Source organism: Fundidesulfovibrio sp. YSD1 (genome assembly GCF_055397115.1).
The window spans coordinates 822,486-844,411 of the sequence record NZ_AP043666.1; the positions used below are offsets into that span (position 1 = coordinate 822,486).

26 protein-coding genes are annotated in these 21,926 nt (G+C 66.1%); 13 read left to right on the plus strand and 13 right to left on the minus strand.

Going from position 1 to position 21,926, the window contains the following annotated elements:
- Positions 1-37: 37 nt before the first annotated feature.
- From ACZ5V4_RS03845 to ACZ5V4_RS03860, 4 genes are read right to left on the minus strand one after another with little or no spacing between them, the layout of a single operon-like run.
- Positions 38-1,396 carry an ATP-binding protein gene (locus tag ACZ5V4_RS03845; RefSeq protein WP_464317809.1) on the minus strand — a complete coding sequence of 453 codons (1,359 nt, stop codon included), beginning with the start codon at positions 1,394-1,396 and terminating at the stop codon, positions 38-40.
- Positions 1,397-1,427: 31 nt separating this feature from the next.
- Positions 1,428-1,826: a PilZ domain-containing protein gene (locus ACZ5V4_RS03850; protein ID WP_464316855.1), complete on the minus strand. Its 399-nt coding sequence runs from the start codon at positions 1,824-1,826 to the stop codon at positions 1,428-1,430.
- Positions 1,823-2,563: an OmpA/MotB family protein gene (locus tag ACZ5V4_RS03855; RefSeq protein WP_464316856.1), complete on the minus strand. Its 741-nt coding sequence runs from the start codon at positions 2,561-2,563 to the stop codon at positions 1,823-1,825. Before ACZ5V4_RS03855 ends, ACZ5V4_RS03850 begins: the two co-directional genes overlap by 4 nt.
- Complete coding sequence (locus ACZ5V4_RS03860) at positions 2,553-3,308, minus strand: motility protein A (RefSeq protein WP_464316857.1); 756 nt, start codon at positions 3,306-3,308, stop codon at positions 2,553-2,555. The genes ACZ5V4_RS03855 and ACZ5V4_RS03860 overlap by 11 nt, the downstream gene beginning before the upstream one ends.
- Positions 3,309-3,354: 46 nt before the next feature.
- On the opposite strand from ACZ5V4_RS03860, the gene ACZ5V4_RS03865 reads away from it, so the two are divergent.
- Positions 3,355-4,179 (plus strand): purine-nucleoside phosphorylase, encoded by an 825-nt coding sequence (locus tag ACZ5V4_RS03865; protein WP_464316858.1) that lies wholly within the window; start codon positions 3,355-3,357, stop codon positions 4,177-4,179.
- Positions 4,180-4,300: 121 nt separating this feature from the next.
- Positions 4,301-4,786, plus strand: a complete 486-nt coding sequence (locus ACZ5V4_RS03870) for a hypothetical protein (protein WP_464316859.1) — start codon at positions 4,301-4,303, stop codon at positions 4,784-4,786.
- 222 nt (positions 4,787-5,008) lie between these two features.
- Here the strand turns inward: ACZ5V4_RS03870 and ACZ5V4_RS03875 are convergent, their stop codons facing one another.
- Together ACZ5V4_RS03875 and ACZ5V4_RS03880 are read right to left on the minus strand one after the other, a co-directional pair.
- Positions 5,009-5,350, minus strand: a complete 342-nt coding sequence (locus ACZ5V4_RS03875) for a PqqD family protein (protein WP_464316860.1) — start codon at positions 5,348-5,350, stop codon at positions 5,009-5,011.
- Positions 5,351-5,399: 49 nt separating this feature from the next.
- Positions 5,400-6,284 carry a hypothetical protein gene (locus tag ACZ5V4_RS03880; RefSeq protein WP_464316861.1) on the minus strand — a complete coding sequence of 295 codons (885 nt, stop codon included), beginning with the start codon at positions 6,282-6,284 and terminating at the stop codon, positions 5,400-5,402.
- Positions 6,285-6,430: 146 nt separating this feature from the next.
- Between ACZ5V4_RS03880 and ACZ5V4_RS03885 the strand changes: the two genes are divergently transcribed.
- The 4 genes from ACZ5V4_RS03885 to ACZ5V4_RS03900 are packed head-to-tail and all read left to right on the plus strand — an operon-like array spanning position 6,431 to position 9,826.
- Positions 6,431-8,086 carry a sensor histidine kinase gene (locus ACZ5V4_RS03885; protein WP_464316862.1) on the plus strand — a complete coding sequence of 552 codons (1,656 nt, stop codon included), beginning with the start codon at positions 6,431-6,433 and terminating at the stop codon, positions 8,084-8,086.
- A 12-nt stretch (positions 8,087-8,098) separates the two neighbouring features.
- Positions 8,099-8,488, plus strand: coding sequence for a sigma-54-dependent transcriptional regulator (locus ACZ5V4_RS03890; RefSeq protein WP_464316863.1), 390 nt, complete (start codon positions 8,099-8,101; stop codon positions 8,486-8,488).
- A 31-nt stretch (positions 8,489-8,519) separates the two neighbouring features.
- A complete protein-coding gene (locus ACZ5V4_RS03895; protein ID WP_464316864.1) occupies positions 8,520-9,443 on the plus strand; it encodes a sensor histidine kinase in 924 nt (307 codons plus the stop codon).
- Positions 9,440-9,826, plus strand: coding sequence for a response regulator (locus tag ACZ5V4_RS03900; RefSeq protein ID WP_464316865.1), 387 nt, complete (start codon positions 9,440-9,442; stop codon positions 9,824-9,826). The genes ACZ5V4_RS03895 and ACZ5V4_RS03900 overlap by 4 nt, the downstream gene beginning before the upstream one ends.
- Before the next feature lie 179 nt (positions 9,827-10,005).
- Here the strand turns inward: ACZ5V4_RS03900 and ACZ5V4_RS03905 are convergent, their stop codons facing one another.
- A complete protein-coding gene (locus ACZ5V4_RS03905; RefSeq protein WP_464316866.1) occupies positions 10,006-12,567 on the minus strand; it encodes a sigma 54-interacting transcriptional regulator in 2,562 nt (853 codons plus the stop codon).
- Between the two features lie 189 nt (positions 12,568-12,756).
- On the opposite strand from ACZ5V4_RS03905, the gene ACZ5V4_RS03910 reads away from it, so the two are divergent.
- From ACZ5V4_RS03910 to ACZ5V4_RS03940, 7 genes are all read left to right on the plus strand, one after another.
- Positions 12,757-13,173 carry a universal stress protein gene (locus tag ACZ5V4_RS03910; protein WP_464316867.1) on the plus strand — a complete coding sequence of 139 codons (417 nt, stop codon included), beginning with the start codon at positions 12,757-12,759 and terminating at the stop codon, positions 13,171-13,173.
- 24 nt (positions 13,174-13,197) lie between these two features.
- Positions 13,198-13,488 carry a DVU0150 family protein gene (locus ACZ5V4_RS03915; protein WP_464316868.1) on the plus strand — a complete coding sequence of 97 codons (291 nt, stop codon included), beginning with the start codon at positions 13,198-13,200 and terminating at the stop codon, positions 13,486-13,488.
- A gap of 18 nt (positions 13,489-13,506) precedes the next feature.
- On the plus strand, positions 13,507-14,559 hold the full coding sequence (locus ACZ5V4_RS03920) for a sulfite exporter TauE/SafE family protein (RefSeq protein WP_464316869.1): 1,053 nt from the start codon (positions 13,507-13,509) through the stop codon (positions 14,557-14,559).
- Between the two features lie 27 nt (positions 14,560-14,586).
- Positions 14,587-15,189, plus strand: a complete 603-nt coding sequence (locus ACZ5V4_RS03925; RefSeq protein WP_464316870.1) for a DUF4881 domain-containing protein — start codon at positions 14,587-14,589, stop codon at positions 15,187-15,189.
- 141 nt (positions 15,190-15,330) lie between these two features.
- A complete protein-coding gene (locus ACZ5V4_RS03930) occupies positions 15,331-15,540 on the plus strand; it encodes a hypothetical protein (RefSeq protein WP_464316871.1) in 210 nt (69 codons plus the stop codon).
- A gap of 148 nt (positions 15,541-15,688) precedes the next feature.
- Entirely contained in the window at positions 15,689-16,528 is an 840-nt protein-coding gene (locus ACZ5V4_RS03935) for a hypothetical protein (RefSeq protein WP_464316872.1), read from the plus strand.
- Positions 16,529-16,551: 23 nt separating this feature from the next.
- Positions 16,552-16,965 (plus strand): universal stress protein, encoded by a 414-nt coding sequence (locus tag ACZ5V4_RS03940; RefSeq protein ID WP_464316873.1) that lies wholly within the window; start codon positions 16,552-16,554, stop codon positions 16,963-16,965.
- Between the two features lie 67 nt (positions 16,966-17,032).
- On the opposite strand, the gene ACZ5V4_RS03945 is transcribed toward ACZ5V4_RS03940, so the two are convergent.
- The 6 genes from ACZ5V4_RS03945 to ACZ5V4_RS03970 all read right to left on the minus strand — a co-directional run bounded on the left by ACZ5V4_RS03945 (position 17,033) and on the right by ACZ5V4_RS03970 (position 21,926).
- Complete coding sequence (locus ACZ5V4_RS03945) at positions 17,033-17,458, minus strand: PaaI family thioesterase (RefSeq protein ID WP_464316874.1); 426 nt, start codon at positions 17,456-17,458, stop codon at positions 17,033-17,035.
- A gap of 45 nt (positions 17,459-17,503) precedes the next feature.
- Entirely contained in the window at positions 17,504-18,946 is a 1,443-nt protein-coding gene (locus ACZ5V4_RS03950; RefSeq protein WP_464316875.1) for a sensor histidine kinase, read from the minus strand.
- 81 nt (positions 18,947-19,027) lie between these two features.
- Positions 19,028-19,741: a molybdopterin-guanine dinucleotide biosynthesis protein MobB gene (locus tag ACZ5V4_RS03955; protein ID WP_464316876.1), complete on the minus strand. Its 714-nt coding sequence runs from the start codon at positions 19,739-19,741 to the stop codon at positions 19,028-19,030.
- Complete coding sequence (locus ACZ5V4_RS03960; protein WP_464316877.1) at positions 19,729-20,409, minus strand: energy-coupling factor ABC transporter ATP-binding protein; 681 nt, start codon at positions 20,407-20,409, stop codon at positions 19,729-19,731. The genes ACZ5V4_RS03955 and ACZ5V4_RS03960 overlap by 13 nt, the downstream gene beginning before the upstream one ends.
- Positions 20,406-21,104: an ABC transporter permease gene (locus tag ACZ5V4_RS03965; RefSeq protein WP_464316878.1), complete on the minus strand. Its 699-nt coding sequence runs from the start codon at positions 21,102-21,104 to the stop codon at positions 20,406-20,408. The genes ACZ5V4_RS03960 and ACZ5V4_RS03965 overlap by 4 nt, the downstream gene beginning before the upstream one ends.
- Positions 21,105-21,926, minus strand: a complete 822-nt coding sequence (locus tag ACZ5V4_RS03970; protein WP_464316879.1) for an ABC transporter substrate-binding protein — start codon at positions 21,924-21,926, stop codon at positions 21,105-21,107.

Below are 21,926 nucleotides of genomic sequence, written 5' to 3' on the forward strand. Positions count from 1 at the left end.
TTCGGGGAGGCGGCCGGGCGAACGCCTGGGGCGGGCATCAGAATACCAGGATGTCCGCCGTTTTCTCGCGCAGGAAGGCGATGTTGGACTTCATGGGGTTGCCTTCCTGGTCGCGGCCCTCGAGCGCGAGCCTGTCGAGGTATTCGACGCCGCGCGCCTTGGCCTCGGCCAGGTCCTTTCCCCAGACGATGGCCAGGGCCAGGTTGGGGTCGAACTCGGTGGGGATGTCGTAGGGCTTGTCCAGGGGGATCTGCGTGTGCAGCTTGACCCAGGGCGCGTCCACGGGCGCGAAGCGCTCGATGCGCCCGACCCAGGGGGTGAAACGGTTGGCCGGGTCCTCGGCGATGATGCGGTACTCGATGCCGATGCCCTCGAAGGTGATGTCGTCCTGGGTGAAGCCCATGGGGTCGCCCAGACCCATGCGGATCTGCTCCTTGATGATGTCCACGCCGTCCTCGCCCTTGATGCGGGCGATGGCCGCGGACACACCGTTCTCCACCTGGATGCGGGTGTTGACCTCCATGAGGAAGGGCTGGCCCGCCGGGGTGACGATCCACTCCCAGGTGCCCACGTTGTCGTAGCCGACCTCCCGGGCGATGGCCAGGGAGTGGGCGGTGATGTCGCTTAGCACCTTGCCCGCGTCGAAGCGGTACTTGATCTGGTCCGGGGCGAAGCCCGGGGCGATCTCCACGCGCTTCTGGCGGCCGGTGGACTGGATGGTGCAGTTGCGCGTGCCGAAGTGCACGTGGTTGCCGTGGCGGTCCGCCGCGATCTGCACTTCCAGGTGGTTGAAGGTGAGGATGCGCTGCTCGATGAGCACGCCCTCGTCGTGGAACTGGCGCTTGGAGTAGTTGCGGATGCGCCGGTACACGGTCTTGAAGTGGTCGATGTTCTGGACCTCTTCGATGCCCATGCCGCCGCCGCCAGCCGAGGCCTTGACCAGCACGCGGGCGTGGTCGATGCCCTGCTCGGCCTGGAAGCGGAAGAGCGAATCAGCGATCTCCTCGGCCTCGAGCTCGTCGTAGACGGGCCTGTCGGAGCCGGGCACCGTGGGCACGCCCAGCGAGCGCGCCAGGCGCTTGGTGTTGATCTTGTCGCCGAGCGTGCGGATCACCTGCCAGCTTGGCCCGATCCAGATGATGGGCCGGGTGCGCTCGCTGACGCGGCGCGCGAAGCGGTAGTCCTCGGCGAAGTAGCCGTAGCCGGGGTGGATGGCTGTCGCGCCCGAATGGTCGGCCACGGCCATGAGCTCGTTGGCGTCATGGTAGGAGCTTATGCGGAAGTCCTGCCCGCCCAGCTCCCTGGCCAAGGCCAGGTGGCCGGAGGCGTGGTCCTCCTTGGTGTGGACGCAAACAAAATCCAGGCCCAGCTTGCGGCAGGCCTGGATGATCCGCATGGCGATCTCGCCACGGTTGGCCACCAAAACCTTATGTCTGTTGCTCTTCGTCAATGTGGCTCCCGCCGCTTTTCATCTTGGATATGAGGTATTTCTGGACTTCGAGCACCAGTTTGTCCAGGCGCTCCTCCTGACGCTGGGCCAGGCCGGTGAACTTGAGCCCGGCCATGTCGCCCTGGCGTCTGGTCACCTGGGCCGGAAGCCCGGCGATCACGATCTGCTCCCTGATGAGCACGTCCAGCTCCAGGGACTTGCCGGGCGCCAGCGTCCCGGCCGGGTCGTCCAGGCAGACGCCCCCCGCGCTGATGTCCTGCACTCCGTAGAGCGCCAGCGAGTCGCGGTCCCTGGCCTTGAGGCCCGGCACCTTGGCGCGGTAGGCCTGCCTCTGGGCTTCCTTCTCCGGCTCGTACGAAAAAAATAGCTCGCTCATCCCGCAACCTGCGCTTCCATGACGAAATCCAGACGGCGGTTCCTGCTCCGGTTTTCGTCGCTCGTGTTGGGGAGCAGCGGTTCTAAATCAGCTAACCCGGTGGATGTCAACCGGTTCGGGGGCACCCCCAGGGTCATCAGATAGCGTAAGGCCGCGACCGCCTGAAGGGAAGAGACTTCCCAGTTGTTTTTGAAACGCGACCCGGGCGGAGGCGCCACGTCGTCGGTGAAGCCCTTGATGTGCACGCGCTGGTCCGGGTGCTTGGCCACGAAGTCCGCGATGGTCTTGAGCCGGGCCTTGCCCGCGTCGGTCAGGGCCGTGACGTCGGCCGGCCCGAACATGCCGTCCGAGGGGATGGAGATGGTCAGGCGCGGTCCGTCCAGCGTGGTCTTCAGAAGCGACTCCCCCCGGCCCTTGAAGTACGCCGTGGCGTCCTCGTGGACCTGGCGCTGGCGCATGATCAGCTGCTCGCGCAGGCTCAGCTGCTCGAGGATCTTCTCCTTCTGGGCCTTGGCCCCGGGGGTCTTCTTCTCCGGGCCCGCCTCCACCTTCAGGCGCTGGCGCACGCTCTCGAGGGTCTCGTCCACGTTCTCCGGGCGCAGGGTGGCCAGGGAGAACAGGAAAATGAAGAAGCACAGGAGCAGCATGGACATGTCCGCCATGGTGATCTGCCAGACCTGCGGCAGTTCGCCCAGGTCGTCGGAGTCGGGCTCCATCCAGTCCATGTCACCGGCCACCGGAGCGCTCCTTGGGGGGCACGAACGAGGAGAGCTTGTCGCGCACGAGCAGCGGGTTGTTGTTCTGCAGGATGCAGCGCGCGCCCTCGAAGATGATCTCCAGGTTGAGCACCTCCTGCTGGGTGCGGGCGCGCAGCTTGGCCGCCACGGGCAAAAAGAAGAGGTTGGCCAGGGCGGCCCCGTAGAACGTGGTCAGAAGGGCCACGGCCATGGCCGGCCCCAGGCTCTTGGGGTCGTTTAGGCGCGCGAGCATCTGCACGAGGCCTATGAGCGTGCCGATGAGCCCGAAGGCCGGGGCGAAGGTGCCGAGCGAGCGGAAGACCGTCTCGCCGATCTGGTGGCGGCGCTTGAGGGAATGGATCTCGATGCGCAGGGTGTCGTGGATGAGCTGCGGCCCGGCGTTGTCCGCGATGAGCTTGCAGGCCTTCTTGAGCACCACGTTGTCGGTGCGGATGTTCTCGAGCGCCAAAAGGCCCTCTCTGCGCGAGATCTCCGCGATGCGCACCATCACGTTGACCACCTCCTGCGCGGTGACCTTGCGGGAAGCGAAAATCTTGAAGCCCGCGTTGAAGGCCTGTATCACCTCCTCCACGGGGTGGCTCACGCAGATGGCGGCGGTGGTGCCGCCGAGGACGATCATGGCGCTCGGGGCGTCGAGAAACTGCAAGAGCGACCCTCCCATGAGGATCGCCCCCACCATCAGGCCTATGCCTGTGGTCAGCCCGAGCAGAGTCGCGAAGTCCATCGGTCACCTCACCACTTGAAAACGACCAACGCGGAAGGCGAAGGACATGCAGGACGCACAGGCCGCGCGCGACGCGGCCGCTTGGATCGAGGCGCGGCTTCCGGCCGGCTTCTCCCCCGGGATCGCCCTGGTGCTGGGCACGGGCCTCGGGGCGTCGCTCGGCCACCTGGAGACACTCGAGTCGATTCCCTGCGGCGCAGTGCCGGGGTTCCCCCGGTCCACGGCCCCGGGGCACGGCGGCGTGCTCGCGGCCGCGCGCCTCTCGGGAAAGGACGTCCTGGTCTGGGAGGGACGGCTCCACCTCTACGAGGGCCGCTCTCCCGCCGAGGTCTGCCTGGGAGTGCGCGCGTCGGCCCTGCTGGGCGTCAAAACGCTCGTGATCACCAACGCGGCCGGGTCGCTCGACCCGCTCCACGAAACCGGGGGATTACTGGCCATCACCGATCATGTCAATCTGACCGGCAAGACTCCACTTTCCGGCCCCAACGAAGACTCCTTCGGCCCGCGCTTCCCGGACATGAGCCGCGCTTATTCCAAACGCCTGCTCGATATAGCGGGGCGTTGCGCCCTGCGCCTGGGCATTCGCCTGGAGCGGGGCGTGTACGCCGGGGTGCACGGCCCGCAGATGGAGACCCCGGCCGAGACGCGCATGCTCAGGCTTCTGGGAGCCGACGCGGTGGGGATGTCCACGGTGATGGAGGTCATCGCGGCCAGGCACATGGGGCTCGAGGTGCTTGGGCTCTCCTGCCTGGTGAACCAGAACCTGCCGGACTGCATGGCCGAGGTGAGCGTGGAGCAGGTGCTGGCCGCGGCCGAGGCGTCCGGGCGACAACTCGGGGCGCTCCTCAAGGCCGTGGTGGCGGAACTTTGACCCGAAGTTGCCCGGGATGCGAGCCAACTTTCTCCTGGCACGCCATGCATTCACTCTGACACGAGGCGAAGTACCACAACGAACAACATCCAAGCAGCACTTTCATAGGGGTAAACTCGAAATGAGAACAATCTTCTATGCCATCTTGTTTATTGTGTACGGCGTTTTCCCCGCAAACTCGCACGCATCAGACTACACGATCGACAACACAAATGCTTTTGAATTCAAATGGCTGAAACCGATCGACGCGAACACACTCGAATTCTCCAGGGCACACGATTCGAATTACGACATATACAAATCAAAAAACATCAACGGAGTTTACTACGCCGTTTCAAAGAAGAATCTCTTCATAGACGCAATATTCATCACATCTCGATGCAGCTACTACAGAACATACGCAGACAAGCTCAACACGTATCAAAAAGTGTTTTTTATTGCTGGCAATGGAAAGCAGATCCCCGGGTACTACGACCCATCCAGCAGATTCCGTGCTCTTCAGATCGCAAAAGAAAACCCGGAGATAGTCATCTCATTTGATGGCGCAAGTGAGGCAAACTACAAGGTCAACGGCGGGTCTTTATCGAAAATAATACCTCGCGAATGACTACTCTTTGCCGACGCCAGAAAGCAGAACCCTTTGGTTCGAGGGCGAAGCGACAGAAGAATTCCCGTGAGGATTTCGTGTGCCGCAGCTGTATCGTGACAGGCGCCAATGGCTCAGAGAACCATCATCCTTACATCAGAAAAGCCGCGCGAACGGTGAACGTCGCGAAGCGGAAAGCCGGGGTCCGGGGGGAGGCTTCTCCCCCCGGCCGCCGGAGGCTCTTCAGTCCCCGGGTTCCCTGAACCCCACGATTCCCCTCTTCCCGAGCTCCTTCAGGAAGGCGGCCACGGCCAGTTCGGCCTCGCGGCCCGGCAGGCCGTATTTCTCCGCCAGCACGGCGGCCATCTCGCTCACCGAGCGCTCTCCGTCGACGAGCTTCCAGCAGAACGTGCCCAGCTCGTCCAGCTCCAGCTTGCGCTCGAGCGGCCTGCCGTCCCACATGCCCATGCGCCGGGCCACGCCCGCGAACCAGGGCTTGTAGGCGGAGAGGTACGTCAGGCGCGTGAACCCCGATTCGAGCGTTTCCTCGCGCACCAGCCGGTTCACGGCCGGGCGCATGGCCATGCTGCGCTCGCGGCTTCCCCCGGGGGCGGGGGGCGGCGGAGGCGTTTTCTTACGGCGTGCGAACCACATAACCCGAGCATGCCTCCATGAATTCTTCCCGGGCCGCGCTGCCCGAGTGGGCCGAGGCCACGGCCAGGATCTTGGCCTCGTCCGGCCGCCAGGCCATGAGCCGCGCGAACCTGGCCGCATCGAAAACGCGTGCCGCCAGGGCGCGCAGGCCCGGCGCCGCGCCGGGACCGGGGGAGCCGTCCGCGAGCGCGGCCGCGTGCCCGCCGAAACTCGCGGGGGCGAAGCGCAGGCGCTTGCCCAGGTCCTGGGCAAAGACCTGATCCGCCCACTGGCTGAGCGTCTTGCCGCGCAGGATAGTCCCGGCCGGGGCGAAGCGGTGGAAATCGAGGCTCTCGCGGCCCCTGCGGTAGTGCAGATGGTAGTGGCCGAGGTTCACGGCAAAGGCCTTGAGCGAAAAACCGTCCGGAGCCTGCCCGGCCACGTCGTAGAGCTCGAAGCGGCCGGGGGAGCCGGCGCGCAGCGACGAGAGCGCCAGCACCCAGGGCAGGGCCTTCTCGTCCGGGCGGGCGTGGGGCGCGGCCAGCACGGCCAGGCCGGCCGCGGGCAGGGTGAAGAGCACGGCGTCCGGCCCGTGCCCGGCCGCGTCCGCGCAGGGCAGCGCCCCGCTCTCCGGCGGCAGCGCGCCGAGCGCGGCGGCCACGGCTCCCTGGGGCCTGACGCCGGATTTGAGCTGCTTGCGCCTTGCCAGGCGCTTGAGCAAACGCTCAGGCTGCATGGGCCGGGCGAGCCTCTGCCAGCGAAGGGTCAGCCTGGGGCCGGAGGCGTCCTCCAGGAAGAGGTAGCCGAGGCCCAGGCGCGCGGGCTCCCACCCGGCCGGGGCCTCGAGGGCCAGGCCGTCCCAGGCGATGGTTCTGGCAGGCGTCATGAGGAATCACGCCCCTTGGGGCGGCGGATGGACATGCGAAACTCCCGGCTCAAGGCCACGTCAGCATTGACAGACTTGCCCCGCGCTGTCCATGGGGATAGGATGCACGCGCAAACGGTCCACAACCCAAAACGAGCGGCAGCTGGATGAAAAACCTCGACTTCAAGCGCCTGAGGCTGACGATCATCCTGTTCACCCTGGGCTTCTCGCTCTTGCCGCTGCTCGTGCTGGGGCTGGCCGTGAAGCAGCGCTTCTCCAGCGCCTACCAGGACGTGCTCCAGGGCAGCCTGCGCACGCTGGTGGACAGCAAGCGCAACGCCATCGACCTCTTCCTGACCGAGCGCATCGCCCAGCTCTCCACCCTGTCCGGAGCCCTCACCCTGGAGGAAGCCACGGACCAGGGCAACCTCGAGCGCATCTTCTCCCAGCTCCAGACCACCTCGCGCTACTACATCGACATCGGCGTGATCGACGCCGACGGCAACCACATGGCCTACGCCGGGCCGTACAACCTCGAAGGCCGCAACTACAAGAACGAGGACTGGTTCGCCAAGGTCATGGCCAAGGGCGTCTACATCTCGGACGTGTTCATGGGCTTCAGGCAGTACCCGCACATCATCATCGCGGTGCTCAGGCGCGAGGGCGGCAAGTCCTGGATCATGCGCGCCACCATCGACTCCGACGTCTTCGAGAACTTCGTCAAGCGCGTGCAGATGGGGCTCAAGGGCGACGCCTTCCTGGTCAACTCCACGCTCGCGCTGCAGACCAACCCTCGCTTCGGGGGCCACGTCATGGAGGACATGGCCCTGCCCTTCCGGATGGAGGGCCGCTTCCAGGGCATCCGCATCGCCAACTACACGGTGAACCACCGCAACTACCTCTACGGATGGACCTGGCTCGAGAACAAGGACTGGCTGCTCGTCATCCGCGAAGACCCCGAGGACAGCCTCAAGCCGCTGTTCGAGGCGGAATACCTGGTCTGGATACTCCTGGCGGGCGGCGTGGCCATGATCATCGCCGGGACAATCCTGATCTCCAACAGCATGGTGGGCAGGCTGGAGAAGTCCGAGCGCGAGAAGGCCGAGCTGGACGCCACGCTCACCCAGTCCGGCAAGATGGCGGCCCTCGGCAAGATGGCCGCGGGCGTGGCCCACGAGATCAACAACCCCCTGGCCATCATCAAGGAGCAGGCCGGCTGGATACTCGACCTGGCCGAGGAGCCCGAGCTCAAGGCCGTGCCGCAGTACAAGGAGATACTCGACTCGGTGCACCGCATCGAACACCACGTGGAGCGAGCCAAGAACGTCACGCACCGGATGCTGGGCTTCGCGCGGCGCATGGAGCCCGTGAAGCAGTCCGTGAACGTGAACAAGCTCCTTAGCGAGACCGTGCAGTTCCTCAAGACCGAGGCCCTGCTGCGCAACATCGACGTGCGCCAGACACTGGAGGAGGACCTGCCTCCCACCTCCTCCGACCCCACGCAGTTGCAGCAGGTCTTCCTGAACCTGATCGACAACGCCATCGACGCCATCGGGAAGAACGGCCGCATCGACCTGTCCACCACTTTCGAGGCGGACAAGGGCGAAATCTGCGTGAGCATCGCGGACACGGGCTGCGGCATCCCCCCGGACAAGCTCGACAAGATATTCGACCCCTTCTTCACCACCAAGAAGCCCGGCGAAGGCACCGGCCTCGGCCTGTCCATCGCGTTCGGCATCATCGAGAAGCTGGGCGGGCGCATCACGGTGACCAGCGTCGTGGGACAGGGCACCACCTTCACCATCATCATTCCGGCAGCCTAGGCGGGAGGCGACATGGACCAGGCCAGGGTATTGGTCGTGGACGACGAGAGGGATTTCAACGAGACCATCGTCAAGAGGCTGCGCAGGCGGGGCTTCACCGCCGAGACGGCCCTTTCCGGGCCGGACGCGCTCTCGGTGCTCTCCCGGCAGGAGTTCGACGTGGCCATCCTGGACATCATGATGCCAGGCATGGACGGCATCGAGGTGCTGCGCGAGGTGAAGAAGCGCTACCCCGGCATGGAGGTCATCCTGCTCACCGGGCACGCCTCGGTGGAGTCCGGCGTCCAGGGCATGTCCATCGGGGCCAACGCCTACATGATAAAGCCCGTGGACTTCGACGAACTCCTGGCCGCCATCGCCCAGGCCTTCGAGCGCAAGCAGCTGGTGGCCGGAAACGGATGACCCCGGGCGTCCCCAAAACGACGCAAGCGCCATGACCGCCCTTCCGCTCCGAGCCCTGGCCTCCTCACCGGCCTTCCTGACCGGCCTCGCCGCCTGTTCGGCGCTTGCGGCCGCCTGCCTGCCCCTGCCGTGGTCGCTGGCTCCGGCCGGGCTGTCCTGCTGGGCCGCGCTCACGGGCTTTTTCCGGCTCAGGCGCGAGCTGGCCACAGCCTGCCGCCAGAAATGCGCCCTGGACGAACAACTCCTGCAATCGCAAAAGCTGGCCGCCATCGGAGAAATCGCGGCCGGGGTGGCCCACGAGATCAACAACCCCCTGGCCGTGATCACCCAGGAATCCGAATGGCTGGGCCACCTGTTGAGAAGCGACCCGCCGCAGCCGGAAGAGGCCCAGCAGAGCCTTCAGGTGATCCAGTCCCAGACGGCGCGCTGCGGCGACATCACGCGCAACCTCTTGAATCTCGCCAGGACCTGGACCCCGGTGCGCCAGCCCTCGGACGTGAACCGCTGCATCGAGGACATGGTCCGCCTAGTGGAGCGCGAGGCCAGGCCAGGCGGGGTGCACATGGTGCGCGCCTACGCCGCGAACCTGCCCAAGGCTCCGCTGGACCCGCCGCTCTTCCGCCAGGCCGTGCTCAACCTGCTGGTCAACGCCATGCAGGCGGCCGGGAAAGGTGGCACCGTGACCGTGGAGACCGCGCTCGCGCCCGACGGCAGGATATCCGTCCGGGTCTGCGACGACGGCCCGGGCATCCGGCCCGAGCACATAAGCCGCGTGTTCGACCCCTTCTTCACCACCAAGGCGCCCGGCAAGGGCACGGGGCTCGGGCTCTCCATCACCCAGCGCATCGTGGACAAGCTGGGCGGCTTCATCAGCGTCGAGAACCTGCCCGCCAAGGGCGCGGCGTTCACCATCACCCTGCCCGCCCAGGCCCAGGAAACAGGAGTCAAGCCATGACCGGCAAGCCGAGGATTCTCGCCGTGGACGACGAGGAACGCTTTCTTTCCACCATGGCCAAGCTTCTCGGGATGCGCGGCATGGACGTGACCACGGCCCCGGGCGGGGAAGAGGCCCTGGCCTCCTTCCGGCCGGGCGCCTTCGACGTGGCCGTGGTGGACATCCGCATGCCCGGCATGGACGGGGTGGACCTGCTCAAGGAGCTCAAGTCGCGCGATCCCGCCATCGAGGTTATCGCCCTGACCGGGCACGCTTCCGTGGACGTGGCGGCCGAGATCATGAGCCGGGGCGGCTCGGACTACCTGCTCAAGCCCTGCCCCACCGACGAACTGGAGAAGAAGATACTGGCCGCCATGGCCCGCCGCGAATCCCGCGCCGGGTGAACTGGAGAGGGAGCTGCCCTCTCCGGACCCTTCCCGCCGGGGGCAGCGCCCCTCACTCGAAAATATTACAATATCCTTTCATTTTTCTTCCGGTTTTTCCGGACGCGCATCGCGCAAGCCCGCAAAATCGCGCCAAACAACCATCCCGCAGCGCGCCCATCGCGCAACACCCGCCTCACTCAGCGCTCCTGAGCCAAGTGATACCGGGTAGCGGGACCTTTGCCCTTCACCACCAGCACGCCCCTGTCCACGAGATCGCGCAAGTCATATTGCGCGGTGCGCGAGGGGACGTTTCGGCCCACGATGGCCTGGTACTGCGAACGTGACATGACCCCGTGCTCCCGCAGGTAGGCCACTCCTATGCGCTGGCGCTCGTTGAGCCCCGGCGCGGATTCTTCTCTGGCGCTCACCGGCGTCCCGGGCTCCTGCTCCTGTTTTGCCGGGGCCGGAGCCGGGGCCGGGACCGGCTGACCGGGCGCGGCGGACGCCCGCGCCTGCGGGCTCGCCGCGCGGCTCGGCTGCGCGTCCGAGCCGGGGACACGCCATCCGGCCAGTGCGTCGAAGCGCAGGTCCTCGGCCTGGATGGTGCTCGAATCGGCCATGGCCACGGCCCGGGTGATGCAGTGCTTGAGCTCGCGCACGTTGCCCGGCCAGTCGTGCGCGGCGATGCGGTCCCAGGCCCCGCGCGAAAGCGTGGCGGGCGGCTTGTTCATCACGCGGGCCGAGTCCTTGAGGAACGCGTCGGCCAGGAGCGGGATGTCCTCGCGGCGTTCGCGCAGGGGCGGCGTGCGCAGGGTGAGCACCTTGAGCCTGTAATAGAGGTCGTCGCGGAAGGAGCCGCCCTCGGAGCTCTCCAGCAGGTCCACATTGGTGGCCGCGATGACGCGCGCGTCGAAGGGGATCTCCTCGTCGCTGCCGAGCGGGATGATGGTGCGCACCGAAAGCGCGCGCAGGAGCGCCTGCTGGACCTTGGGCGAGGCGTTGCCGACCTCGTCGAGGAGCAGCGTGCCGCCCTGCGCGGCCAGGAACGCGCCCTTGCGGTCGGTCTTGGCCTCGGAGAACGCGCCCTTGACGTGGCCGAACAGGGCGTCCAGCAGCAGGTTCTCGTCGAGCGCCCCGCAGTTGATGGAGATGAACGGCCCCGGAGCGCGCCGGGAGAGCTTGTGGATGGCCTGGGCCGTCACTTCCTTGCCCGTGCCGGTCTCGCCCACGATGAGCACGTCCGGGTCCACCGAGGCGGCCTTGCGGATCAGCCATTTGAGCTCGCGCATGGCCGGGCTCTCGCCTATGACCCCCTCCATGGAATCGGCGGGCGGAGGGGCCTGGATCCTGCCGCCCAGGTCCAGGGGCTGGCGGTTGATGTGGTCCTGGATGCGGGCGTCCTTGACGCGCAGCTCTTCGCGCTGGGAGAGCACCGCCTCCACCAGGTGGTTGATGGAGTCCTTGAGGGTCTGCGACTCGCGGTCGCGGCATTGGACGTCCAGGGGCTTGAGGCCTTCGCCCGGGAGCATGGCGTTCACGGCTGCGGCGAGGTTCAGCATGGGCTTGGTGATGACGCGCGAGACCACGTAGACGATGACCACGGACACGGCCACGGCCACCACGAAGATGACGAAGAGCAGGTCGTAGATGCGGTAGTTCATGACCAGGGGGACCCTGGTCTTGTCCATGTAGGCCACGCCGCCGACCACCTCGGGCTCGCGGTCGGGCGCCCCGCGGAAGAGCACCGGCGCGTAGCCCAGGGAGTAGCTGCTCTGGCTGATGGAAGCCTCGTCCATCTCCGCGTCCACGGTTTCGAGCCCGGGACTGGCCCCCTGCACGTCCACGACCATGCGCCAGTAGGCCTCGTTGGAGGGCGATGGGCGGAACGCACCGGGGAAGCCCGGCATGCCGTGGTCGCCCGTGAGCCCGGCCCGGGCCACGTCGGTGGTGAGCGGATAGTCGCGCTCGCCCACGTTGCCGGACTGGAAGAGTATCCAGCCCTGACCGTCGAAGAAGAAGCTGTAGCGCTTTTCAGCCGTGCGCGAAAACGCGGCCAAAGGCGATTCCGGTGAGTTGTGCAGGGAAAGGATGTCCCGGGCCGCCCGCGCGTCCACGCTCAGGATCCAGTAGCCCTTCACCGCGCCGGACTCGTCGGCGGAAGGGGCCACCAGCCTGAAGACCGCCAGGGTCGCGCCGGCGGCCGCTCCGGGCAGCATCCCGGGAGGATAGACGGCCTCCGACATGCCGAGCATGGCCACGGTCCCGGGCTGCTGGTCCACGCCCCTGGACGGGGCCATGAGCGGCGAGTTGCTGATGCGCCCGGCCTGCTCGGTGTCCACGCGGCTGACGTCACGGCCCGAATCGACATAGAGCCAGCGGTCGCCGCCGTCGGCGGCCACGTAGGCCACCTCACGGTAGACGCCGGGTGTGACGCGCGACTTGACCAGGAGGAAGCGCTTTGCGTCCTCCTCGCCGTCGCTCGCCGCGGCGAGGAAGAGGATGTCCTGCCGCGCCCTCTCGAAGAGCCTGGCCACCGCGTCGGCCTGGCCCATGGTCAGGACCTTCGTGGTGCGCTCCAGCGACATGCCCAGGTAGCGCCCCGAGACGAGCTTGGTGGCGTAGCCCGTGACGCCCAGCATGACGGCCACCAGGGGAATGACAGTGGCCAAAAGCTTGCGCCTGATGCTCCAGCCGGAAAAGGACCCCAGGGTGGCGACCAGGCTGCCCCACACAGGGCGTTGAGGACCGAAAAAAGGCATCGTCTTGCCCCCTTTCCTGCGCGACTGGCCTGAATTACACGCCATAATAGCGCAACCCGCGTTGCCCGCCTCTTCGCGCAATGTTGCGCGTTCTTACGATTTCACAATCATTTCGTCAAGTTCCGCATCATGGCACACCCATTGCTCTTAACTGGCCGACATTGCGCGAAAAATAACAAGGAGGACACCATGAAGATTCTGGCGGCCCTGGACATCTCTGACGAAGGCAAGTCGGTTCTTGCGAAGTCGGTTGAACTGGCCAAGCAGCAAGGCGCTGAGCTTATCCTTTTCAGCGTGGCGGAAAATTTCAATGCCTATGGGGATTACCTCGAGACGGCGCACGTGGGCGAAAAGCTCCTCGCCGCCGCCGAGAAGGGCCTCAAGCAGGCCCAGGCGGACGCCAAGGCCATGGGCATCGAGGCCAAGACCGCCGTAGAGACCGCCCAGTCCCCCGCCGACAGCATCATCGAATTCGCAACGGCCAACGGCGCCGACCTCATTGTGCTGGGCCACAGGAGCAAGAAGGGCCTGGACCGCTTCCTGGTCGGCAGCGTGGCCTCCAAGGTCGTCTCGCACGCGCCATGCTCGGTCATGGTTGTCAGATAAACCCTGAAACTAAGGAGTAAGGACATGAAGAGGATCAGGAACATCTTCGCAGCGCTTCTGGCGCTCATGACCATGCCCGGGCTCGCCCTGGCGGCAGGCGGGGGCGGCGCGCCCATCGTGCTCGTGGCCGACACCCGCAAGCTCGACGGCATCATGGCCTGGTGGGCCAACCTCTACAACGAGAGCCATCTGTACTTCACGATCCTGACCGTCATCCTGATCCCGACCATCGGCATCATCCTGGGCGTCCTGGCGGACCTGGTGATGCACTGGATCGGGCTTGACCTGAAGTCGCGCGAGCTGGCCGAGCACTAGACCATAAGGAGAAACACCATGGAATGGCTCTACATACTCATGCCCATCGCGGGCGTTAAGATTTTCTGGCCCGGCCTGGTCATCCTGGGCGTGGGCGTGGGCATCATCGGCGGATTCTTCGGCATGGGCGGCGCGTGGATGGTCACGCCCGGCCTGAACATCCTGGGCTTCCCCATGGCCTTCGCCATCGGCACCGACATCGCGCACATGGCGGGCAAGTCGCTCATCGCCACGCTGCGCCACGGCAAGTTCGGCAACGTTGACTACAAACTGGGCGTGATCATGATCGTCGGCACGGTCGGCGGCTTCGAGGTCGGCGCTCAGATGGTCATGTGGCTCGAACGGCTGGGCAGCGTCGAGAAGGTCGTCCGCTACATCTATCTCATCCTTCTGTTCCTGATCGCCTGGATGGTCTTCCACGACGTCAACAAGCGCCGCCAGAAGGAAAAGGCCGCCCGGGCCGCCGGTCAGCAGGTGGACGCCCTGGCCACCGGCATCGAGTGGCACAAGACCCTGCACAAGATCAAGATTCCCCCCATGGTGCACCTGCACGCCGCCGGCATCTACTGCTCCGCATGGCTGCCCATCATCGTGAGCTTCCTCACCGGCTGGCTGGCCGGCATCCTGGGCATCGGCGGCGGCCTGATCCGCATGCCCGCCCTGATCTACCTGCTCGGCTGCCCGACCCACGTGGCCGTCGGCACCGACCTCTTCGAAGTCATGATCTCCGGCCTCTACGGCGCCGCCTCCTACACCTACAAGGGCCGCACCGAACTCGTGGCCGCCATCATCATGCTCTGCGGCGCCTCCATCGGCGCTCAGGTGGGCACCGTGGCCACCAAGTACATCAAGGGCTACGGCATCCGCGTCGCGTTCGGCCTGGCGGTCATCGGCTGCGCGGTGTCCATCGCCATGAAGATGCTGGGCTCCGCCTACAAGGATCTCTACACGATCATGGACGTGGGCTCCACCGCCCTCATTCTGGGCTTGGTGTTCGGCATGAGCGCCTACATCTTCGTGAAGATGGTCCAGGGCGCCAAGGCTGAACTGGCCGCCAAGAAGGCCGCGTAACCGGCGCACTCGAAAGGAGCGAACAACATGAAGCGCATATCACTTCTCATGGCGATCCTGGCGCTGGCCTCCCTGATCGGATGCAGCGACTTCGGCAAGGTGGACCAGGGCCGCGTGGTGGCCTACGACAAGGACTCGGGCAAGGTGACCTTCATCAGGGACAAGAAGGCCGAGCCCATGACCCCCGACTACTCGGGCCTGCCCGCGGTGACCTACTCCGTGCCCTCCAACCCGGAGGAGATGGGCCCCGCCCCCAAGGCCGGCCTCAGGATGAAGCTCGACACCCAGAAGAGCCAGATCGTGCTCTATGATCCCCAGGCGCAGGCCTTCAAGACCATCGCCTTCAAGATCCACGACATCCAGGAAAACGTGGACCGCGACCACCCGCTGGTGTTCGACCAGGCCGCCAAGAAGGCCAAGGCCTTCCCCCTGGTGGACAAGGCCAAGAAGACCGTGACCATCTACTCCGCCCGCCAGAAGATGCTCGTGACCTTCAGCGTGCCCGATGAGTACATGGCCCTGCCGGATTCGGCCTGGGACGCCGGCGACGAAGTCCGCGTGTACTACAAGGAAGACGGAAAGGCCTTGAGGTTCATGAACATCAGCAAGACCGACATCTTCAAGAAGTAGTCGGAAGCAGGCCATACCGGGACGACACCCCACCTCGCCCGGGACGCCATACAGTCCGGACCGGAGGGCCGAGTAACAAACGGCCCCCCCACTCCGCCGGCCCTCCGGCCCGGACATCCAAAAGGAGAAGAAACGATGAACATGCGCCAGAGAATAGTCCTGATAGCGGTGGACGTGGCGATCCTGGCCGAGCTCTGCGTGGGAATGCGCGCCGCCTCCCTGGACCTGGACAACTTCACCTCCGCTTTCTGCAAGGCCTTCTTCTCGCTGTTCGTGCCCACCTTGGCCGGGGGCATCATCCTGATCCGGCTCCTGCGCGACAAAAACCGCGAAGCCTCCCAGACCGCCTGAGCCGGACGGGACCAAAGCCTTGCATCATCCAGGCACGGCGCATAAAACAAATTTCCGCGGGCCGGCTTCGACCGGCCCTCTCTTTTCAAGCCAAACGCATGCGGGCGCGCCCGGGCTGCCCGCAAACAGGGAAAGGCGAGGCCACACCATGGACATCACGCAGACGGGCCGCATCAGGAAGATCCTGGGGCTGATCGCCTCCATCCTGCTCTTCACCACCCTGGCCTGCCTGGCCGACGCCCTGCGCGAGGGCTTCATGGACGCGGGCAGGGAATTCCAGGCCATCCCGGGCGAGACCATCCTGCTCACCTCCCCCCTGCCGCCCGGGGCCACCACCATCGAGGAGATGCGCGTCACCGGCGGCGACCAGGACGTGGTGCTCAAGCCCGAAGGCCTCTACACCGGCTTCTGGCTGGGCGGCACCATGTGGAAGGGCGTCATCACGGTGGGGCCCGGCGCAATGGCCGGGGACCGCATCTTCGTGCTGGAAGGCCCGCCAGGGGAGCGCCCGGCGCGCGGCCCGGCCAACCTCTCCATCATGGTGACCGTGCACGCCGACGCCATGGCCAAGCGGATGGCTTCGCCGTCGTTCATCATGCGCACCTTCGGCATCCAGCCCTACTCGGCCACGCTCATCGCCCTGGCCCTGGCCGTGCCCTTCGGCTTGGCCGGCTTTTTCGCCAGTTGGCGCGTGGAGCGGTTGTTGACTCTTGAAGGAAAAGGGCTAGTCTACATGGTGAAGGAGTCCGAGGAAGGCCCGTTGATCGGGTTTTCGATGGGTTCGAAGCAGGGGCTTTCCCCGGGAATGACCGTGGGCCTCATCGACAAGGCCGGGCGTGGATTGGGCGAGGCGCGGGTGAAGTCGAGCCTCGACTCCGACGCCACGGCGGTGGTCGTGTCGGGCTCGTGCGCGTTGGGCGACATGGTGGTGCTCCAGCCGGGCGGGTCTTACCGCCACGGCGGTGAGTCCTCATCACAACGCCGGTGATCCCACCGGGAAGGAGGCTTGTCGTGAAGATTCTCGTCTGCCTCGATCTTTCCACCCAGTCTCAGGCCGTTCTGGAAAAGGGCGTCGAACTGGCCAAATGGCAAAAGGCCGAAATGATCCTCTTCACCGTGGCGGAGGACTTCATCGACTTCGGCGAAGGGGTGACCCTGGCCGTGACCGAACAGATCAAGCAGCAGGCCGAAAAGAGCCTCGAGGCCGCCAAGAAGAAGGCGGAAGACCTGGGCGTGAAGGCCCGGGCCGTGCTCGACTTCGGCTCATCCCCCGCCGACTCCATCCTGACGTTCTCCGAAAAGGAAGGAGTGGACCTCGTGGTCATGGGCAGCCGGGCCAAGACCGGGCTGGACCGCTTCCTCATCGGCAGCGTGGCCAGCAAGGTGGTGGCGCACTCCAAGTGCTCGGTGATGGTCCTGCGCTGAACGCACGCCAGCGCCTGGCCCCTTCTTTCCCGTCCCCCGGAGGCCTCGCCGCCGGGGGACGGCCTTTTCAGGCGGGCTTGGCCTCGAGGATGAAGAACGAGGCCGAGGCCTTGGCCGCAAGCCGCCCCTCGGAATCGGTCACGCCCGCCTCCACCCCCACGATACGCCTGCCCCGGCTCACGAGCGAGGCTTCCGCCCTGAGCGCCCCCGCGCCGAGCACCGGCCTGAAATAGCGTACGGACATCTCGATGGTGGCCGTGCGCTCGCCTTCGGCCAGGTTGGCCAGCACCAGGTGCGCCATGGCCTCGTCGGCCAGGGTGGCGAGCACGCCGCCGGCCACTACCCCCGCGCCCTGGATGAACTCGGGCCTGAGCGGCAGTTCGAGCACCGCGCGCGAGGCGTCCACGTGCACGGGGACGACCCCCAGGAAGCCGAACAGCGGATTGACGCCCTGGCCCGGCTTGGACAGGGCTTCGAGATATTTCGAGGGCATGGGGACAGGCACTCCCTTCGGCTTGCGCCCACATGGGGCGGGATTTCACGTCGCGGCGGCTCCGCCCTGGTCCGGCTCGGCCTGGGCGTTGGGCTCGTAGGGCAGGATGAAGTAGAAGTTGTTGCCGAGCGGCGTGGGCTCGTGGCCCACCTCGCCGCCGTGGAGCTTCACCACCTCGCGGATGAAGTACAGCCCGTGCCCGGTGCCGTACTCGCCCTGGGCGTTGTCGCCCCTGTAGCCCTCGGTGAAGAGCCTCGCGCTCTGCTCGGCCGTCATGGCCGGGCCGGAGCTGAAGACGTTCAGCTTGATGCCGTCGCGGCCGGGGTCGAAATAGTCCGGGATGATCTCCCAGCCGTAGGACATGAACTTGCGCCTGCGCCCGTGCCCCTCGTCAACCTCGCGGGTGTACTTGACCACGTTGGAGAACAGGTTGGAGTACACCTGGGAGATGAGCCCCACGTCCACCATGACCTCCACCTCGCGGTCGGGCACGCCGCCCATGGAGGTGTCGATCTCGATGCCCCGGTCCGCCAGGCGGGAGCGGTAACGCTCCACCTGGGGGTCGATGACGTGGCTCTTGAAGTTGCACTTGCGCTTTTCGAGGACGTAGCGCCCTTCCTCGAAGTGGCTCGTGCGCAAAAGGGTCTCCAGGAAGAGGCTCGTGTTCTGGTAGTGGCTGTATATCTCTTTGTATTGATCAAGTATTGCGTTATAGATATACTGGATGTCCTGGTCCAGGCGTTGCCATTCCTTCTCGATTTCCTGCTTGTCCCCAGCGCAGTCCTGCATCAGCCGCCTGAACTTCGTCTGATACGGTTTCATGAGCCCGATGCGCGCCTCGAGACGCTTGTAGAAGAGCTTGAAGTACATGTTCGGCACGATGACGTTGTGGCCGATGTCCTTCACCAGGCTGCGGATGAACTGGACGTGCTCCTTGTTTTTCAGGCTTATGAACCTGTTGTGCAGCTGGAAGCCTATCCTGTTGGCGTAGCGGCCCCAGAAGAGCCTGTCGTGCTCGGTGAGGCTGTCGGCGGGGAAGATCTCGAGCATGCCGATGACGTCGCCGTGGGGCGTGAACGGCAGCTGGGAGATGAGCTCCCTGTTGCCCTTTATGGGGATGAGCAGGTGGCCGTCCTTGACCATGGTCTCCTCGGCGAAGACCACGGACCCGTCGGGCATGGGGCAATGCGAGGCGCAGCAACTCAGGATGTCGCGCTGCCCGTCGATGACGTAGAGGGTGCACTCCAGGTTGAAGAGCGACTTGGGGATCATGACGCAGACCGCGTACACGTCCTCCACGTCGGTGAATTCCTGGGCCAGGTCGAAGAAAATGTTCAGGGCCACGCTTTGCAGCTGCGTGAAGTTGTAGGCCCTGTAATTGCCGAGCTTTTCCTGGATGCGCCTGGAAACCAGCTCCAGGCGGGATTCGTGCTGATCCTTCCGGGAAGGCTCGCTGGCCGGGCGAGGGGCGCTGTCGGGATGATCCATTTCCGGCTCCTGGCTGCGGCTTGTTCTCGCGACGCTCAAGAGCCTACACGCACAGGAGCGTGAACACAAGAAGTGGAAAACCTAGGGCTTCAAGCGGATGACCGTCTCTCCGGGCGAGTAGCCCTTGAGCTCGCCGAGCATGGCCGCGATGCCCGACCTGAGGATGCGCGCCACGAACGGGTTGAGCGGCAGGGGCGCGCCGCCGATCTCCACGGAGATTTCGCCCTGCACGGCCACGCACTCGGAGGCCGAGGCCTTCCCGGCCACGATCTGCGCGGCCAGCTCGCGGCAGTCCGCGCGCCCGCACCCGGCGCAGTCGAGCCCGGGCAGCAGGAAGGCGCGCTCGGCCACGATGCGCGCGAGTTCCGCCACGTCCGTCACCGAGGGCACCCCCTCCACGTCGGCGGCGCCGTACACGGCCACGGCCAGCCCGCCGGGCCCTGCGCCCAGCTCCACGGCCTCGGCCGCGCTCTGCGCGATGACCACCCGCGGCATCACGCCAAGGGCCTTGCCGCCCTCCACCACGAGCATCTCCTGGCCCAGAAGCGGCAGAAGCTCGGCCAGGGACTTGCGCCCGCGCCAGAACACGGCGGACTCCTCCGCGCCGATGGCCGCCACGGCCGGGCTCGCTTCCAGAAGCTTGGCCGTGTCCGTGCCCGCCTTGTCGAGCCCGGTCTGGTGGGTGAACTTGAGCGTCGCGGCCTGGGTGCCCCTGCGGGCGAGTTCGCGCACGATCTCCAGGCAGAGGGTGGTCTTGCCCGTGTTCTTGAAGCCGACGACGTTCATTGCGCGCATTGTTCCCGCTCCTGTCTCAGGGTGGTGATGCCTTTTTGGGGCTCGAGAAGATACATTTCGTCGCTGACCGAGTCCAGCCATTCGCTGTCGTGGCTCACAGCCACCACGGTCAGGCCCCTCAGACGCCTGGCCGCGAGCAGGGCCTGGCCCACCAGCAGCGCGCTCTCGGGGTCCAGGCTGGCCGTGGGCTCGTCCAGGAGCAGCACGGAAGGCCTGAGCGCAAGGCGCGCGGCCAGGGCCACCCGCCGCGTCTCGCCCCCGGAGAGCTCCCACCACCAGCGCCCCATGTAGCGCCCGGGGTCGAGCCCAACGAGCCCCATGGCCTCGTCGGCAGCGCCCGCGTCGTCCACGCCGCGCACCGCAAGCCCGTAGGTCACGTTGGCGCGCACCCGGCGGCGCAGGAGCGCCGGGTCCTGAGGCATGAGCACGGCCTGCCTGCGCAGGGCCACGTCGCCCTTGCGGCCCTCGCGGCCCATGAACCGCACCGTGCCGGACGTGGGCGCTGCCAAAAAGGCCATGATGGACAAAAGCGTGCTCTTGCCCGCCCCGTTGGGCCCCCTGATGCCCACGATGCGCCCGGGCGGCACCGTGAGGCGCTGGCAGCGCAGGGCCGCGCGCCCGCCGAAACGGTGCTCCACGTCCGCGATCTCGTAGACCGGTCCGCTCACGACGGCCCTCCCCTGCGTTTGAGAACTGCCAGGACCGCGTTCACGGCCATGGAGATGCCCAAGAGGACCATGCCCAGGGCGATGCCCTGGGCGAACTCGCCCTTGCCGGTCTCCAGCGCGATGGCCGTGGTGATGGTGCGCGTGTGCCACTTGATGTTTCCGCCGACCATCATGGCGATGCCCACCTCGGACACCACGCGCCCGAACGTGGCCACGGCCCCGGCCAGAACGCCGTAGCGCGCCTCCCACAGCACTCCCAGGAGCAGCTGCCTGCCGTCGGCCCCGAGGGTCAGGAGCGTCAGGCGCAGGCGCTGGTCCAGCTGCTCCACGGCCGAGGCCGTGAGGCTGACCACCATGGGCAGTGCCAGCAGCGCGAGGCCGGCGGCCATGCCGGGCACGGTGAACAAGAGCCCCAGCTCCCCCAACGGCCCTCGCCTGGAGAGCATCGCATAGACCAAGAGGCCGATCACCACCGTGGGGAAGGCCATGAAGGCGTCGGACACCATGCGCGCCAAGCGCTTGCCCGGGAAACTGAAGTAGCCCAGGCAGAACCCAGCGGGCAGGCCCAGGCCCAGCGCCGCGAGGAGGGAAAGGGCCGTGGCCTTCAGCGTGGCCGACACCGCCGAGAACGTCTCTGGGTCGCCCGAAGCCAAAAGGTCCACGGCCCTGGAGAGGCCGTCGGCCAGATAGCTCATCTACTTCCCGGCGTTGGGAAAGAAGAGCTGCTTATCCATGAGCTTGAAGTCCGCGATCACCTTCTGGCCCTCGGTGGATATCCACTTGGCGAAGGCCTCGGCCAGGTCGAGCTTGGCCTTGGGGCACTTCTCGGGGCTCAGGGTGATGACGCTGTACTGGTTGAGCAGCGGCTTGTCGCCCTCCACCAGGATGGCCATGTTTTTGGCCTCGGGGGCGGACTCGAACTTGATCCAGGTGCCCCGGTCGGTGATCACGTAGCCGCCCTTCTCGGAGCCCAGGCGCAGGCACTGGAGCATGCCCTGCCCGGCGGAGACGTACCAGACCTCCTTGTCCGGGGTTTCCAGGCCGGCGCCCTTCCACAGGGCCAGCTCGGCCATGTGCGTGCCGGACTTGTCGCCCCGGCTCACGAAGGGGGCCTTCTTGGCGGAGACGGCCTTGAGGGCCTCGCCCGCGGTCTTGCCCTTGATCCCGGCGGGGTCGGCCTTGGGGCCGACGATGACGAAGTCGTTGTACATGATCTGGGTCCTGGCCTTGCCCGCGCCCTCTTCCATGAACTTCAGCTCGGCAGCGGGGGCGTGCACCATGAGGATGTCGGCGTCGCAGTTCTTGCCGATCTCCAGGGCCTTGCCCGTGCCCGTGGCCACCCAGCGCAGCTCGATCCCGGACTTCTTCTTGAAGGCGTCGGCGAGTACGGGTAGAAGGCCAGTATCCTCGGTGCTGGTGGTGGTGGCCATCATCAACACCTTATCCTGGGCCGTCGCGGCCGAAACAAAACACAAAAGCGCCAGCAGGGCGGCAACAGTCACGAGGCTCCTGGTCAT